The 14,517-nt window shown below is 69.1% G+C and carries 12 protein-coding genes; 9 read left to right on the plus strand and 3 right to left on the minus strand.

All coding sequences use genetic code 11. From position 1 onward, the window contains the following. Window positions 1-89 precede the first annotated feature (89 nt). Window positions 90-1,028 (plus strand): YihY/virulence factor BrkB family protein, encoded by a 939-nt coding sequence (locus ACTMTI_RS01030; RefSeq protein WP_441117567.1) that lies wholly within the window; start codon window positions 90-92, stop codon window positions 1,026-1,028. On the opposite strand, the gene ACTMTI_RS01035 is transcribed toward ACTMTI_RS01030, so the two are convergent. Beyond that, window positions 1,017-2,129: a D-alanyl-D-alanine carboxypeptidase family protein gene (locus tag ACTMTI_RS01035; RefSeq protein WP_441117568.1), complete on the minus strand. Its 1,113-nt coding sequence runs from the start codon at window positions 2,127-2,129 to the stop codon at window positions 1,017-1,019. The genes ACTMTI_RS01030 and ACTMTI_RS01035 overlap by 12 nt on opposite strands. Before the next feature lie 82 nt (window positions 2,130-2,211). On the opposite strand from ACTMTI_RS01035, the gene ACTMTI_RS01040 reads away from it, so the two are divergent. After that, window positions 2,212-2,436, plus strand: coding sequence for an SCO4848 family membrane protein (locus tag ACTMTI_RS01040; protein ID WP_441117570.1), 225 nt, complete (start codon window positions 2,212-2,214; stop codon window positions 2,434-2,436). Here ACTMTI_RS01040 and ACTMTI_RS01045 read toward each other — a convergent pair. Beyond that, window positions 2,408-3,760: a peptide ligase PGM1-related protein gene (locus tag ACTMTI_RS01045; protein ID WP_441117572.1), complete on the minus strand. Its 1,353-nt coding sequence runs from the start codon at window positions 3,758-3,760 to the stop codon at window positions 2,408-2,410. The two genes, ACTMTI_RS01040 and ACTMTI_RS01045, sit on opposite strands and share 29 nt — an antisense overlap. Before the next feature lie 534 nt (window positions 3,761-4,294). Here ACTMTI_RS01045 and ACTMTI_RS01050 point away from each other — a divergent pair. Continuing rightward, window positions 4,295-5,518: a M20 family metallopeptidase gene (locus ACTMTI_RS01050; RefSeq protein WP_441117573.1), complete on the plus strand. Its 1,224-nt coding sequence runs from the start codon at window positions 4,295-4,297 to the stop codon at window positions 5,516-5,518. On the opposite strand, the gene ACTMTI_RS01055 is transcribed toward ACTMTI_RS01050, so the two are convergent. After that, window positions 5,499-7,373, minus strand: a complete 1,875-nt coding sequence (locus tag ACTMTI_RS01055) for a Xaa-Pro dipeptidyl-peptidase (protein ID WP_441117574.1) — start codon at window positions 7,371-7,373, stop codon at window positions 5,499-5,501. The genes ACTMTI_RS01050 and ACTMTI_RS01055 overlap by 20 nt on opposite strands. A gap of 287 nt (window positions 7,374-7,660) precedes the next feature. Here ACTMTI_RS01055 and ACTMTI_RS01060 point away from each other — a divergent pair, with 287 nt between their 5' ends. From ACTMTI_RS01060 to ACTMTI_RS01085, 6 genes are all read left to right on the plus strand, one after another. Further along, window positions 7,661-8,731 (plus strand): BMP family lipoprotein, encoded by a 1,071-nt coding sequence (locus ACTMTI_RS01060; protein WP_441117575.1) that lies wholly within the window; start codon window positions 7,661-7,663, stop codon window positions 8,729-8,731. Between the two features lie 81 nt (window positions 8,732-8,812). Continuing rightward, window positions 8,813-10,420, plus strand: a complete 1,608-nt coding sequence (locus ACTMTI_RS01065) for an ABC transporter ATP-binding protein (protein ID WP_441117576.1) — start codon at window positions 8,813-8,815, stop codon at window positions 10,418-10,420. Beyond that, entirely contained in the window at window positions 10,420-11,562 is a 1,143-nt protein-coding gene (locus ACTMTI_RS01070; RefSeq protein ID WP_441117577.1) for an ABC transporter permease, read from the plus strand. Before ACTMTI_RS01065 ends, ACTMTI_RS01070 begins: the two co-directional genes overlap by 1 nt. Further along, the gene (locus ACTMTI_RS01075) at window positions 11,559-12,839 is read left to right on the plus strand and encodes an ABC transporter permease (protein WP_441117578.1); all 1,281 of its coding nucleotides are present in this window, start codon (window positions 11,559-11,561) and stop codon (window positions 12,837-12,839) included. Before ACTMTI_RS01070 ends, ACTMTI_RS01075 begins: the two co-directional genes overlap by 4 nt. Then, window positions 12,836-13,231 (plus strand): cytidine deaminase, encoded by a 396-nt coding sequence (locus ACTMTI_RS01080; protein ID WP_441117580.1) that lies wholly within the window; start codon window positions 12,836-12,838, stop codon window positions 13,229-13,231. The genes ACTMTI_RS01075 and ACTMTI_RS01080 overlap by 4 nt, the downstream gene beginning before the upstream one ends. After that, window positions 13,231-14,511 (plus strand): thymidine phosphorylase, encoded by a 1,281-nt coding sequence (locus ACTMTI_RS01085; RefSeq protein ID WP_441117581.1) that lies wholly within the window; start codon window positions 13,231-13,233, stop codon window positions 14,509-14,511. Before ACTMTI_RS01080 ends, ACTMTI_RS01085 begins: the two co-directional genes overlap by 1 nt. The last annotated feature ends 6 nt before the right edge of the window (window positions 14,512-14,517 follow it).

Here is a 14,517-nt window from a genome sequence, read left to right on the forward strand (position 1 = left end):
GTCGTCTGGAGGAGCGGCGGGAGCGTAGCGACCAGAGCGGGGGAAGGCGGCGGCGTAGGGCGACCGAGCCCGCCTCACGGAGTGAGGCCATGAACAGGCCGGGGCTGGCGGAGCGGATCCAGGAGGTCAGGGCCTGGGGCCGCGACAGGGTGGACTACTGGCGGGTCCGCAGGCTGTCGCTCGACCACCTCATCAGGACGGTGCGGCGCTATCAGCTCCAGTACGGTGACCGGCTGGCGGGCGCGGTCACGTACTTCGCCTTCCTGTCGTTCTTCCCGCTGGTGGCGCTGTCGTACGCGGTGCTCGGGTTCGTGGTCGGAGCCAGCGAGACCACTCGCCATGCACTGGAGCAGGCGATCGTCGAGCGGCTGCCGGGGATCGCCACCCAGCTCAACCTCGACGCCATCGCCAAAGCCAAGGAGACGGCCGGGATCATCGGCCTGTTCGGCCTCCTCTACGCCGGGCTCGGCGCGATGGACGCGCTGCGTGGGGCGCTGCGCGAGATGTCCATGATCGCCGCGCCGCCTCTCAACTTCTTCCTCGGCAAGCTCCGTGACCTGGCCTCGATCGTCCTGATCGGGGTGACGATGATCTCCTCCGTGCTGGTCGCCGGGTTCGCCACCACCGCCACGGACAAGGTCATGCACTTCGTCTTCGGCAGCGAGTCCCCGCTGGCCACCGTCGGGCTGCGGCTGGCCGGCGTGGCGGCGAGCGTCGGGGCCGACTGGCTGCTGTTCCTGATCCTGCTCGGCTGGGTGGCCAGGCCGACCCAGCCGTTCCGGGTGATCGCCAAGGGGGCGCTGCTCGGCGCGATCGGGTTCGGGGTGCTCAAGCAGGTGGCGACGCTGCTGCTGGGGCAGACGCTCGGCAACCCGGTGTACGGCGCGTTCGCGGTCATCGCCGGCCTGCTGATCTGGATCAACTTCTCGGCCCGGCTCGTGCTCTACGTCGCCGCGTGGACGGCCACGGCCGGGTTGTGCCCGCCGCCATCGCCGTCCCCCGTGCCGTCGTCGACGTCAGAAGCGTGACCTGCGCCTGCGGCGGATCCCGTACCCGAGCCAGATCAGCCCGAACAGCAGCCCGCCGCCGATCACCACTGACCCGACGGTCCTGGTGTAGTCGGTCTGCTTCGACGCGGCCGTGTCGAGGAGCGGCGGCTGCGGGGCCGGCGTCACCCGCGTGGCCGGGGCCGACACCTGCTGCTGCGGGGCGGGCAGCCCGGCGGGGAGCGGGTCCACGAGCTGTCCGACCGGCGTGACCTTGCCCCTGACGGAGAAGCCCCAGTCGAGCAGCTTGGCCACCTCCTCCCAGAAGTAGCCCTCGTGCCGCATGATGCTCACCACGATCGTGTGACCGCCGCGGGTGGCCGCGCCGACGAAGCTGCCCTGCGCCTTCGACGTCCAGCCGTTCTTCACGCCGACCATGCCCGGGTAGCGCCAGAGCAGCTTGTTGTGGTTGCTGATCTGGTAATGGCCCCCGGGAGCCGGGAAGTTCGCCGTCTTCGTGCTGATGTAGCGCGTGAAGTCAGGGTTGGCCAGGCCGGCGCGGGCGAAGAGCGCCAGGTCGTAGGCCGAACTGCTCTGTCCCGGCTTGTCCAGGCCGCTGGGCGTCTTGGCCACGGTGTCGTTCGCCTGCAGCCGCTTGGCCTCGGCGTTCATCTCGCGCATGGTCTTGGCGAGGCCGCCGTTGGTCTCGGCCAGGGCCATGGCCGCGTCGTTGCCGGACGACATCATCAGCCCCTTGAACAGGTCGTCCACCTTGTACGTCCCCTTGGGCGTCAGGCCGACCGCGGTGCCCTCCTGGTTGCAGGCGTTGTGGCTGGGCCGGATCTTGCGATTCTTGTCCAGCTTGGGAATGAGCGTGAGGGCGGTCAGCGCCTTGAGCGTGCTGGCCGGCAGGTAGCGCCCGTGGGCGTCCTTCGCCGCCAGCACCTGACCGGTGTTCACATCCGCGATGACGTACGAAGTAGCCTTGGTCTTGGGCGGCTTCTTGACGCCTTGGGGTGACACCAGACCACGGCTGCCCAGCGCCTCGCCGCCGACCGGAGTCTGCGGCTCGGCATGGGCGGTCCCGCTGGTGAGCGAGATCGCGGCGATGAGTGCCGTCACCGGCACGGTTTTCGTCCACATGGCGGTCTCAGAGTAGCTTCGTGTGAATGCCCATGCGGCGACACATCCCCCGAAGATCCACCTTCATACAAGAGAGCGGGCAATGTCGCGAAAGATCGCCGGATTCCTCATCATCGTCGGCGCGTTCATGATCTTCGAATGGGTGAATCTCGGGTTTAACTTGGCCGATGGGCATCCGACCAGCTTTTATGTCGTGCACGGCATCTTGATCGCGGTGAACATCGTGCTCGCCGTCGTGTTGGCCGTCATCGGCTGGCGCGGCCTGCGCGCCAACCCCGTCAGGGGCCGCAAAGGAGACGCCGGGTGAGCTCGTGCAGTTCGTCGGCCTCCTCGCGTGAGTCGCCTATCGACGTGAAGCCCAGCTTGCCGTGCTCGGGAATGGCCCCGAGCAGGTGGAACACGTTCCCGGTACGCCGCTCGGCGTCGAACCCGATCCCGAGCCGCCCGGCTGTCCGCATGACCTCACCGGGCGTGCGCCCGCGCAGGCAGGAGGAGGCGCAGTTGTCGGTCGCGGTGTAGTACTTCGCCTGGTCTCCGGCCATGAGCAGGCCGGTGGCGGGATCGTAGGTGGCCCCGGTCGTCAGCATCGCCGCGCCGAAGGGATGCGTGGTCCCGCCGATTCGCAGGTTGATCTCGCACAGCAGCGCCGCGTACCCGGCGTCGGCCTTCAGCGCGAAGAAGTCCATCCCGAACAGCCCCACCACGCCTCGCTCGGCAAGCACCTGCGCGATCCGCTCGGCCGAGGCGCCCACTTCGGCGCGGTATTCGGGCGCCGCGGGGAACGTGCAGCCCTGGTAGACGTGGCCGTTGGCGCCGCCGAGCACCTGGTCGTGCGTGGCCAGCACCTGCGCCTGGCCGCCCGGAGTGATGCAGGCCAGCGCGCTGGGGTAGTAGAGCGGGCGGTGCTCGATGAACTCCTCGACCACCGCCCCCCGGTCCCTGATCTTCGCGGTGAAGTTGTCCCAGGTCTCGCCCGCCATCGAGAAGCTGGTCAGCGACCTGTCGGACTTGGAGACGATGGCGTTGCCGAGGCCGGAGTAGCCGTCGTTGAGCTTGACGATCACCCGTTCGCCCGGCAGGGTCTCCATGGCCTCCTCGATCTCCAGCACCGTGCGCACGTCGCAGAAGCCCCGTGCCATCGGCACGCCCGCCTCGTGACCGACCTCGCGGGCGCCGCTCTTGGAGCCGTAATAGGACAGCGAGGTGGCCGGACCGTAGAGGGGAACGTTGAGTAACGCCGCGAGCTCCTCTTCCAGATCACTCAGCACGAACGGCACCAGCCAGGCGTCGCCGTCGATCGCCGCCCGCAGCTGCTCGATCACGTCGGGGCGGTCGAGCAGGGTCCTGGTCAACGGCTGGGACCAGGGATCGTCGAGGGTGATCAGCGTGAGCCGCTTGGCCGCGTCATCCGGATCGGGCAGGAACGCGAAGTAGTAGTCGATGATGTCCGGATCGATGGGCGCGGAGGAGAGGTAGACCACCTTTACCCCGGGTTCGCGGAGGGTCAGGAGGAGGAAGAGCAGGCGCTCCTCGTACGACCTGGCTGCCGTGATGCGGCGCAGCTCCTCCTGCGGAAGGGAGAGCGAGGGTACGACCACCAGGGTCCCCTCACTCGGCTCGAAGATGCTCAACCCAGCATGCTTCTCCCCGAACGGGATATTAGTGATCATATAGCGAGTGAAACACGCATTCTTCTCAAATGCAGCCACCGTCGGAGTGTGATGACCATGACAGAAGGTGACAGGATTCGGAATCGCTGACCACGTTTGGAGGTGGCGACATCGGGTCACCATCTAATGATCCCTTGTAACTATTTCCGGATCAGGTGGACGTTCACACAACGTGACCCACCTGCGGTTACGGGCATGCCGTCGGCTAACTTTTGGTGTATCTGTCGGCGTGAAGCCGTACGGGGGCGATAGAGTCAAAGGCATCGCCATCGGGCTCACGGCCAACCGCTGTGCTCCCGGGCTGCAGCGGCACTCGCGACCGATGAACGCAAGCCCGTGCTGACGATCTCACGCACCCCACACCAGCGGGTGTGTTTTTGATCCGCCGAGCGGCCGCTCGACCGGGCGGCCACGGCGGATGGACGAGCTTTCACAGCGCATGAGCCGCGGTGGTCAGACATATGGGGCGCGCGCATTGGGACGGGATGGTGACATATGCGGGGACGTGAGCTGCGGGGGGAACTCGACGCGTTCCTGGCGGAGACCGAGCAGGATCTCGTGGCGTTCCGCCGCGACCTCCACATGCACCCGGAGCTGGCCTTCGCCGAATATCGCACGACACAGCGGATCGCCGAGCGGCTCATCGCCGCCGGGCTGACCCCTTCGGTGCTGCCCCGTGGCACCGGGCTGATCTGCGACGTGGGCAGCGGCGACGGCCCGACCATCGCGTTGCGCGCCGACATCGACGCGCTGCCCCTGCAGGACGAGAAGGACGTGTCCTACCGCTCGACCGTGGCGGGATCCTGCCACGCCTGCGGCCACGACGTGCACACCACGATCCTGCTCGGCACCTCGATCTTCCTCGCCCAGCAGGCCGCGGCGGGCCTGCTGCCCGGCCGGGTCCGGCTGATCTTCCAGCCTGCCGAGGAGCTGCCCGGCGGCGCGCTCGAGGTCATGGCGCACGGCGGCATCAGCGGCGTCGACCGCATCTTCGGCCTCCACTGCGACCCGCGCGTGGACGTCGGCCAGGTCGGGCTCAGGGCCGGGCCGATCACCTCGGCCTGCGACAAGCTGACCATCCGCGTCTCGGGGCCCGGCGGCCACACCGCCCGCCCGCACCTGACCGCCGACCTGGTGTTCGCGCTGGCCAAGATTCTCACCGAGCTGCCCGCGGCGCTCTCGCGGCGCGTCGACCCGCGCTCCTCGCTCAGCCTCGTCTGGGGCCGGGTCGAGGCCGGCACGGCGGCCAACGCGATCCCCGACGACGGCATCGCCGAGGGCACGGTCCGCTGTCTCGACGAGGACGCCTGGCACGCCGCCCCCGACCTGATCAAGTCGCTGCTGGAGTCGGTGGCCGCCCCCTACGGCATCGAGGCCACGATGGACTACACGCGCGGCGTGCCGCCGGTGGTCAACGACGAGGTCAGCGTCGAGATGCTGGCCGAGGCCGCCGAGCGCGCGCTGGGCGCGGGCGCGGTGGTCCCGACGCAGCAGTCGCTCGGCGGCGAGGACTTCGCCTGGTATCTCGAGTCGATCCCCGGCGCGTTCGCCCGGCTGGGCACGCGCTCACCGGACGGCGTGACCTACGACATCCACCAGGGCACCTTCGACGTGGACGAGAAGGCGATCTCGATGGGTGTGCGGGTCATGGCCGCCACCGCGCTGACCGCCCTGTGGGAGGTCGGCCCGCTCGACCCGGTCACCACCGCGCTGGCGTGACCACTGGCAGCCGCAGCGACGAATGCTTCGGCGAGACCGTGATCTTCGTGCCCGGCGGGTAACGCAGCGTGTAGTCGTAGTCGGTCGAGATGAGCACCAGGCCCAGCCGGTGGCCCTTCTTGAACAGGTAGTCCGTCGGCTGGAAGTCCCAGGTGAAGGCATACTCCTTGCCCGGGCGCAGCGGCTCCGTCCGGTCCGGGCGGTGCCGGTTGCGGACGTCCAGCCAGCCCCTGGTGACGATCTTGTACGGGGTCGTGGCCGTGCCCAGCGTCCTGAGTGTCGTGCACCCCGTGTCGCCAGGGACGCCCTGGCCGTAGCAGTAGGTCTGACCGGTCGAGACGAGGCTGCCGCTCGGGCGGACGTCCGTGCCGTAGTCCACCAGCAACGCCGTCAGGTACGGCGACGCGCCGTCCTTCAGCGAGGCCCGCACCGACACCGTCGGCGTGCCGGAGATCCGCACGTCGGCGGGCAGCTCGCCGGTCAGGTACGCCAGCCGGTTCGGATCCGCTCCCGTGGCCTCGACCAGTTGCTCGGCGGTCCTGACCTTTTGGTCGGTGAACGACTCCTTCGCCGACAGCGGGCTGGGGGCCAGGCTCAGCCGCTGGCCGGAGCCCAGGTGGAGCGGGACGGTGGCGGCGCCGGGCAGCGGCCACGACCGGTGCTGGGCCCACTGGCCGGCCGCGATCTCCACGTCAGCCTGCGGCTCGCGCATGATGCCCGAGTCGATGCCGTACAGCCAGTGGTCGAACCAGCCGTGCAGTTGGCGCAGCCATTCGACCGTGCGGAGGCTGAACGGGTTCATGTGGGTGCCCTGGTGCAGCCAGATCTTGCGCGGCACGTCCCGCTTGGCGAGGGCGTACCACCACTGGGCGAACTGCTTGGTCTTGACGTTCCAGTCGTTGAGCCCGTGCACCAGGAACACGCTGGCCTTGACCTTGCCGACGTCGTTCAGGTAGTTGCGGGCGTCCCAGGCCGGGCTGTAGTCGCCGGTGATCCGGTCCTGCTCGGCGGTGATCTCGTCGATCAGCGCGCCGCAGGCCTCCTGGCCGTTCTCCCTGGTCAGCACGTATTTAGCGAGCACGTCCAGGTCCTCGCCCTGGAAGCCGCCGGGCGCCAGCACGCCGCCGTTGGCGCGGTAGTAGTCGTACCAGCTGGAGATCGCCGCGATCGGCACGATCGTCTCCAGGCCCTCGACGCCCGTGGCGGCGACGGCGTTCGGCAGCGTGCCGTTGTACGAGACGCCGATCATGCCGACCTTGCCCGTCGACCAGGTGGCCTCGACCGGGTTGCCGGCGGCGTCGAAGCCCTTGGCGCGGCCGTTCAGCCAGTCGATCGCGGCCTTCGGCCCGGCCGTCTCGTTGCGGTCGCCGGAGGTCGGGCAGCCGGTGGCGCGGCCGCTGCCGAGGTTCTCCACCAGCGCGATCGCGTACCCTCGGGGCACGAAGTAGTTGTCGTAGTAGCCGTCGAACGGCTCGGCGACGAGCTTGCTCGCCATCGCGCCCATGGCGGGCAGCGGGTTGCCGTTCTCGTCCACGTCCACGGGGTGGTTGGCGACATCGTTGCCGCCGGCGTAGTACGGGCTGGCCTCCATGATCACCGGGACCTTCAGCCCCTGGTCGGTCTCCTTGGGCCGCAGGATGTCCACGGCGACCCGGTCCGGCTTGCCGTCGTTGTCGCTGTCGGTCCCCTCGGCCTCGACGAAAACCGTCTGCTTGACGGCGTCCGCCCGGGAGAAGACGGGCTGGGTGGCATTGTTCTCGATCTTGATGGCGGGGGTGTCGGCGGTGGCGGGAGCGTTCATGGTTGCGACGAGTAACGCGGCCAGCGGCAGGGCCAATGCCTTCCAGGGCTGCATACGGGACTCCGATGAGAAATTTCTGCGGTCGGTCGGAATGTCTGTCATGATCGGCTCGCGGGCAAGAGGTGATCGGGCTCCAAAATTGGGAAATCTTTCCTGGGGCGTGGCGTGTGCCCGACACGAGAGTCAGGTCACGGACGCGCTTGATGTCGATAACGGAGCGGTTGCGACCCTGTGTGCCGATTTGGTCTGCCCTGGTCAAGCAACTATCTTCCGTGCAGGTGCCGTACGTTTCTTCGCGCCTGCGATGAAGTTCGGCGGCGGGGAAATGGAAGGGAGTCGCCTTGCTCGGCAAGCGATTCAACAGGATGGCGTTCGGCACGGCAGCTGGCGTCATGCTCATGGCAGCGGCCGCCTGTGGCGGCAGTGGTGGGGGCACCACGACGGCCAGCGAGGCGCCGACCGGCAGCGCGAGCAGCGAGGCGCCCAAGAGCGCGCTCAAGGTCGGGCTGGCGTTCGACATCGGCGGACGCGGTGACAAGTCCTTCAACGACGCGGCCTACGCCGGCCTGGAGAAGGCTAAGACGGAGCTCAACGCGGAGATCAAGGAGCTGAGCCCGGCCGCCGACGGCTCCAACCGCGGCGACCTGCTGCGCCAGCTCGCCGACGCGGGCTACAACCCGATCATCGGTGTGGGCTTCGCCTACGGCGAGGACATCAAGAAGGCGGCGGAGGAGTACCCCGAGATCCAGTTCGCGGTCGTCGACTCCGCCTCCAACGCGCCGAACGTGACCGGCCTGCTGTTCGCCGAGGAGCAGGGCTCCTACCTGGCGGGCGTCGCGGCCGCGACCAAGTCGACGAGCGGCCACGTCGGCTTCGTCGGCGGCGTCGAGAACGACCTGATCAAGAAATTCCAGGCGGGCTTCGAGGCCGGCGTGAAGTCGGTCAAGGCGGATGCCAAGATCGACGTCAAGTACCTCACCCCGGACGGCGACTTCAGCGGCTTCAAGGCCCCTGACAAGGGCAAGGTCGCGGCCGAGAAGATGTACCAGGACGGCGCGGACATCGTCTACCACGCCGCCGGTGACTCCGGTCTCGGCGTGTTCCAGGCGGCGGCGGCGGCCAAGAAGAAGGCCATCGGCGTCGACTCCGACCAGCGTCAGACGGTCAAGGAGGCCGACCTGCAGTCGGTCATCATGACCTCGATGCTCAAGCGCGTCGACGTCGGCGTGTTCGAGTTCATCAAGGCCTTCCAGGGCGGCGCCAAGGGCGGCAGCAACGTCATCTACGACCTCAAGGTCGACGGCGTGGGCCTGGCCACCACGGGCGGCGAGATCGACGACATCAAGGACAAGCTCGACGCTGCCAAGAAGGACATCGTCGACGGCAAAATCACGGTTCCGGCCAAGCCGTAACCTAGGTACGACGAGCGACTGAGGGCCCGGAGTCCGACACTTCGGGCCTTCTGGCTATGCCGCCCCCTTAGGAGAGGCGAAATGAGTGCTGACACCCTGGCCACGGCGAAACCCGCCGTAGAGCTGGAGGGCATCACCAAGCGTTTCCCCGGCGTCGTCGCGAACCACGACATCCGCATCACCGTCGAACCCGGCACGGTGCACGCCATCGTGGGGGAGAACGGCGCGGGCAAGTCCACGTTGATGAAGATCCTCTACGGCATGCAGAAGCCCGACGAGGGCACCATCAAGGTCAACGGCGCGGAGGTCTCCTTCCGCACGCCGAGCGACGCCATCGCGGTCGGCATCGGCATGGTGCACCAGCACTTCATGCTGGCCGACAACCTCACCGTACTGGAGAACATCGTCCTCGGCGCGGAGCCGACGAAGGGCGGCAGACTCGACACCGCCGCGGCCCGCAAGCGCATCACGGAGCTGGCCGACAGCCACGGCCTGCGGGTCGATCCCGACAAACTCGTGGAAGACCTCGGCGTCGGCGACCGCCAGCGCGTGGAGATCCTCAAGGTCCTCTACCGCGGCGCCCGCATCCTCATCCTCGACGAGCCGACGGCCGTGCTGGTCCCGCAGGAGGTCGAGGAGCTCTTCCAGAACCTGCGCGAGCTCAAGTCCGAGGGCCTGACCGTCATCTTCATCTCGCACAAGCTCGACGAGGTCCTCGACATCGCCGACGCGATCACCGTGATCCGGCGCGGCACCACGGTCGCCAGCGTCGACCCCGCCGAGGTGACCTCCCGCCAGCTCGCCGAGCTGATGGTCGGCAGCGAGCTGCCCACGCCGGAGACGCGCGAGTCCACGGTGACCGACCGCGTGGCGCTCAAGGTCGCACACCTCACCATGGAGTCCGAGGGCTTCCACCCGGCGCCCAAGGGCACCCCCGTCGCCACGTACGTCGACACGCTGCGCGCCGAGGGCAAGCGGCTGCTCCTTGACGACGTGTCGTTCGAGATCCACGAGGGCGAGATCCTCGGCATCGCCGGCGTCGAGGGCAACGGCCAGTCCGAGCTCATCGAAGCGATCATGGGCATCCGCCCCGCGCACGGCGTCGTCGAGCTGGGCGGCCAGGACATCAGCGGCTGGTCCACGCTCAAGCGTCGCGAGTCCGGCATCGGCTACATCCCCGAGGACCGGCACCGCCAGGGGCTGCTCCTGGAGGCGTCGCTGTGGGAGAACCGCGTGCTCGGCCACCAGACCAGGCGACCGGCGCGCAGCGGCATCTGGGTCAACCGGCGGGCCTCCAAGGCCGACACCGAGCGCATCGTCAAGGAGTACGACGTCCGCACGCCGAGCGTCGAGACCCTGGCCCTGGCCCTGTCCGGCGGCAACCAGCAGAAGCTGATCGTGGGCCGCGAGATGAGCGGCGCCCCCAGGTTCCTCATCGCCGCGCACCCCACGCGCGGCGTGGACGTCGGCGCGCAGGCCGCCATCTGGGACCACCTGCGCAACGCCAGGGCGGCCGGCCTCGCCGTGCTGCTGATCTCCGCCGACCTCGACGAGCTGATCGGCCTCTCCGACACGCTCCAGGTGATCTACCGGGGACGTCTCGTGGCCGAGCTCAACCCTTCCGACGTCACGCCCGAGCGGCTGGGCGGCTACATGACCGGCGCCATCGCCGGCACTGAGGAGACGTGATGCCCGCGGGGCTCAACCGGGCGCTGCTCACCGTGGCCGGCGCCGTCGTCGCGATCGTGCTGGCCATCGCGATCTCCAGCGTGGCGATCAGCGTCGCGGGCGCCAGCCCGCTGGACGCCTTCGCCGCCTTCTTCGACTTCGGCGCCACCGAACGCGCGCGGGCCAACGCGATCGCGGCCTTCCTCAACCGGGCGGTGCCGCTGTTCATCGCCGGCCTGGCGGTGGCCGTCGGCTTCCGCATGAACCTCTTCAACATCGGCGTCGAGGGGCAGTATCGGCTCGCCGCCATCTGCGCGGCGTACGTGGGCTCGACGTTCACGGCGCCCGCGCCGATCCAGATCGCGGTGATCATCATCGTGGCGGCGGCCGTCGGCGGGCTCTACGCGCTGATCCCGGCGATCATGAAGGTGACCAGGGGCGTGAACGAGGTCATCGCCACGATCATGCTCAACTACATCGCGCTCAACCTGACGTCTTACCTCGTCCGCGGCCCCTTCGCGGGCGAACGCGCGGCCGGGCAGCTCACCACGACGACGCCGGAGCTCCCGGAGTCGGCCATGTTCCCGAACCTCAACTTCCTCTTCGACTGGTTCGGGCTGCTCCCGCCCACGCGCGGCGGCGGTGTGCAGGGCTTCCTGCTCGTGGCGATCGTGCTCGGTATCGTGATCTGGGTGGTGCTCGAACGCACCCGCTTCGGCTTCAACGTCAAGGCCAGTGGCCTCAACGGTCCGGCCGCGCTCGCCTCCGGCGTCGACCCGAAGAAGATGGTCATCGCGGCGATGGTGCTGTCCGGCGGGATCGCCGGGCTCATCGGCCTGCCGGAGATCCTCGGCGACAGAGGTGCCTTCAACTCCAACTTCACCGCCGGGCTGGGCTTCCTCGGCATCGCGGTGGCGCTGCTCGGCAGGAACAAGCCGGTCGGCATCGCGATCGCCGCGCTGCTGTTCGCCTTCCTCGACCGGGCGCAGGGTGCGCTGCAGATCGCGAACGTGCCGCCGTCCGTCATCGTGATCATGCAGGGCATGATCGTCCTGCTGGTCGTCGTGGCCAACGAGGTGACGAACCGGCTGGCGCTCAGGCTCGAGGAACGGCGGGCCGCCCAGCAACTCGGCAGGAACGAACCGGTTGAGGTGGCAGCATGACGAGGTTCACCAAATACCACATGGTGCTGATCGGCGTCGCCGCGCTGCTCCTGCTGATGTCGCTGGTGCGCGTCGTGTCCGGGCAGAACGACATCACCTCCTCCGGCACCTTCGCCGCCGCCCTGCTGCTGGCGGTGCCGATCGGCCTGGCCGGTCTCGGCGGGTTGTGGGCCGAGCGGGCCGGCGTGGTCAACATCGGCCTGGAAGGCATGATGGTGCTCGGCACCTGGTTCGCCGGCTGGGCGGGATACCAGTGGGGCGCCGTGGCCGCCCTGATCGCCGGGCTGCTCGGCGGGGCGCTCGGCGGGCTCATCCACGCCATCGCCACCGTGACGTTCGGCGTGGACCACATCATCAGCGGCGTCGCCATCAACCTGCTGGGCCCCGGCGTCACCCGCTTCCTGTCCGAGGTGCTCTTCAAGGAGGGCACGCCCGCGGCCGCGGCCGGCGCCGGCATCACCACCTCACCCGCGATCACCTCGCCCGCGCCGGAGATCAGCCTGCCGTTGCTCTCCGACGGCCCGGACGTCCTCGGCACGCTGGAACGCACTCACTGGTTCCTGATCGCCGACGTCGCGGGCATCCTGCGCGGTCTCACCCACAACGTGAACGTCCTGGTCATCCTGGCGGTCCTGCTGCTGCCGCTCACGTTCTTCGTGCTCTGGCGCACGGCTTTCGGCCTGCGGCTGCGCTCGGCGGGCGAGAATCCGTGGGCGGCCGAGTCGCTGGGCGTGAACGTCTACCTGATCAAGTACGTCGCCGTCGTCATCTCCGGCGCGTTCGCCGGGCTCGGCGGCGTGTTCCTGGTCTTCGTCTCCACCAAATACGTCGAGGGCCAGACGCAAGGGCGAGGCTTCATCGGCCTTGCCGCCATGATCTTCGGCAACTGGCGGCCCGGCGGGCTTGCGGCCGGCGCCTCGCTGTTCGGCTACGCCGACGGCCTGCAGCTGCGCAACTCCGAGGCGGTCACGTCGGTCTTCCTGTTCGGCGCGGTGCTGCTGCTCGCCTACCTGGTGATCAGGGCCCGCCGGATGCTGTCGCCCGACCAGCCGGTTGAGCTGGCGGCGCGTAGCCCCAGGGACTACACCCTGATGGCCGCCGCCGCCGCGGGCATGGTCGTGCTGTTCTGGCTCTGGTTGACCGTCGACAAGCTGCCGGACGAATTCGTCTACATCACGCCACACGTGCTCACGCTGCTCGTGCTCCTGGTGGCTTCGCAGCGCCTGCGGATGCCCAAGGCCGACGGCGTGCGCTATCGCCGGGGGGAACAGCATTGAACATCGACTGGGACGGCCTGCGGGCCGAGGCCGCGAACGCCATGCGGAACGCGTACGCACCGTACTCCAAGTTCCCCGTGGGAGCGGCGGCGCTGGTGGACGACGGGCGGATCGTCACCGGCTGCAACGTCGAGAACGCCTCCTACGGCCTGGGCCTCTGCGCCGAGTGCGGGCTGGTGTCGGCGCTGCAGCTGTCGGGCGGCGGCCGGCTGGTGGCCTTCACCTGCGTGGACGGCCACGGCGAGCTGCTGATGCCGTGCGGGCGCTGCCGGCAGCTCCTGTACGAGTTCGGCGGCGACGATCTGCTGGTCGAGACCGTTGACGGGCCGAAGCCCATGTCGGTGATCCTGCCGTACGCGTTCGGCCCCGATGACCTGAGCCGGAGCGCCTGATGGACGCCATCGAGGTCATCCGTGCCAAGCGCGACGGTGGCGAGCTGACCACGGCCCAGATCGACTGGGTGATCGCCGCCTACACCCGCGGCGACGTGGCCGACGAGCAGATGTCCGCGCTGGCCATGGCCATCCTGCTGAACGGCATGAACCGGCGTGAGATCGCCGACTGGACGCAGGCCATGATCCGCTCGGGCGAGCGCATGGACTGGTCGATGCTCGACCGGCCCACCGCCGACAAGCACTCCACCGGCGGCGTCGGCGACAAGATCACGCTCCCGCTGGCGCCACTGGTGGCGGCGTGCGGCGCGTACGTGCCGCAGCTGTCGGGGCGCGGCCTCGGCCACACCGGCGGCACCCTCGACAAGCTGGAGTCCATCCCCGGCTGGCAGGCCTCGCTCTCCAACGACCAGATGCTGCACGTCCTGCGCTCGGCCGGCGCCGTGGTCTGCGCCGCGGGCTCAGGGCTCGCCCCCGCCGACAAGAAGCTGTACGCCCTGCGCGACGTCACCGGCACCGTCGAGTCGATCCCGCTGATCGCCTCGTCGATCATGTCCAAGAAGATCGCCGAGGGCACCGGTTCGCTGGTCCTCGACGTGAAGGTGGGCTCCGGGGCGTTCATGAAGACCGTCCCGGCCGCGCGCGAGCTCGCCGAGACCATGGTCGCGCTGGGCACGGACGCCGGCGTGCGCACGGTGGCCCTGCTCACCGCGATGGACCGGCCCCTGGGGCGGGCCGTGGGCAACGCGCTGGAGGTCGAGGAGTCCGTCGAAGTGCTGGCCGGCGGCGGTCCTGCCGACGTGGTGGAGCTGACGGTACGGCTGGCGCACGAGATGCTGGAGGCCGCCGGGGTCTCGTCCGGCAAGGATCCGGCCAAGGCGCTGCAGGACGGGTCGGCCATGGACGTCTGGCGGCGCATGATCTCCGCTCAGGGCGGGGATCCGGACGCCGCGCCGCCCAGGGCGGCCGAGACGATGACCGTCGAGATGCCGTCGTCTGGGGTGCTGACCCGGCTGGACGCGTACGCGGTGGGGCTGGCCGCCTGGCGGCTCGGGGCCGGGCGGGCGCGCAAGGAGGATCCGGTGTGGTTCGGGGCGGGGATCACGCTGCACGCCAAGCCGGGGGATCTGGTGCGGGCGGGGCAGCCGCTGATGACGTTGCACGCGGACGAGACGGCGCGGTTCGAGCGGGCGCTGGAGGCGCTGGAGGGCGGCTACGCGGTCGGGCCGGCGAGCGAGGAGCTGCTGCCGCTGGTCATCGACCGGATCACAGCGGCGTAGCGACTA

The organism is Nonomuraea sp. H19 (assembly GCF_052068215.1).
Taxonomy (GTDB): Bacteria; Actinomycetota; Actinomycetes; order Streptosporangiales; family Streptosporangiaceae; genus Nonomuraea.